Raw genomic sequence first — 1134 nt, forward strand, 5'->3', positions numbered from 1 at the left:
CCCACGGGTGGGCGGCCATCTCCTCCATCGTCAGCACCTCGCCGACGGCGGATTCCTCGGCGACGAGGGCCATCCAGTCGTCGTTCCAGAGGTCCTGGTGCGGCAGATCGCTGAGGGGGCCGTGCGGGATGATCATGCCGTCCGCCGAGCGCAGCTTGGTGACGGCGTCCTCCACGATCGACGGGGTGTGCAGGAGGAAGCGGAGGCGGACGCCGGGCGCGCGCTCCTCGGCGAGGCGCGACGCGATCGCGCCCACCGTGACGAATCCGTAGTCGGAGCCGTAGATCGAGAACTCGCGTTCGGACTGGGCGGGGACCCACGCCGTCTGGCTCTCGAAGACGCGCCGCGCGGACTCGAGGGCCGTGCTGGTGTGGACCGCCAGGCGGGTGGCGAGAGCCGTGAGCTCGTAGCTGTTGCCGCGTCGCACGAGCAGCGGATCGTCGAAGTGCCGGCGCAGGCGCGCGAGCGACGCGCTCAGGGCGGGCTGGCTCAGGTGGAGCTGTTCGGCAGCCCGCGTCACGCTCCGCTCGGTCAGCAGTGCATCCAGCGACACGAGCAGGTTCAGATCCAGACGGGACAGGAGAGGTCGGTCGGTCACGACGGCGCCCTTTCGACGGTGGCAGAGCGGAGGCATCCCATAAACAAGATCTATTTCGAGTATATCCATGATCCGCTTCCTGGATATCGATGGACCACCGAGGCTGGACAGCGAGCCCTTCGCGGGCGGACCCGAAAGGATCGATGATGATCACGCTTCTCTCCCACCTCTCCTTCGTGGCGATCACGTCGCCGGATGTCGAGGCGTCGGTGGAGTTCTACAAGACCGAGGTGGGCCTCACCGAGGTCGCGCGCGACGGCGGCCGCGTCTACCTGCGCTGCTGGGGCGACTACTACCGCTACAGCGTCGTCGTGGTGCCGGGCGACGAGCCGTCGCTCGAGACGATGGCGTGGCGCACTTCCAGCGCCGAGGCGCTCGAGGAGGCCGTCCAGCGGATCGAGGCGGCCGGAGTGCAGGGCGAGTGGTTCGACGGCTTCGCCATCGGGCGCGCCTACCGCTTCGTCGGCCCATGGGGGCACCCGATGACGCTGCACTGGGACGTCGAGCGGCACGGCGCCGAGCCGCACGTGGCCTCG

At 69.1% G+C, this 1134-nt stretch carries 1 protein-coding gene and 1 pseudogene; one reads left to right on the top strand and one right to left on the bottom strand.

The window, feature by feature from the left end:
• Positions 1-598, bottom strand: a 598-nt coding sequence (locus tag BGO15_RS12360) for a LysR family transcriptional regulator (RefSeq protein ID WP_286748405.1), incomplete at its 3' end; no start/stop codon positions are given.
• A gap of 146 nt (positions 599-744) precedes the next feature.
• Between BGO15_RS12360 and BGO15_RS12365 the strand changes: the two are divergent.
• Positions 745-1134, top strand: a pseudogene (locus BGO15_RS12365) (VOC family protein); the annotation flags it as partial.

This window comes from Microbacterium sp. 71-23 (assembly GCF_001897265.1).
In the GTDB taxonomy this organism is placed as follows: domain Bacteria; phylum Actinomycetota; class Actinomycetes; order Actinomycetales; family Microbacteriaceae; genus Microbacterium; species Microbacterium ginsengisoli.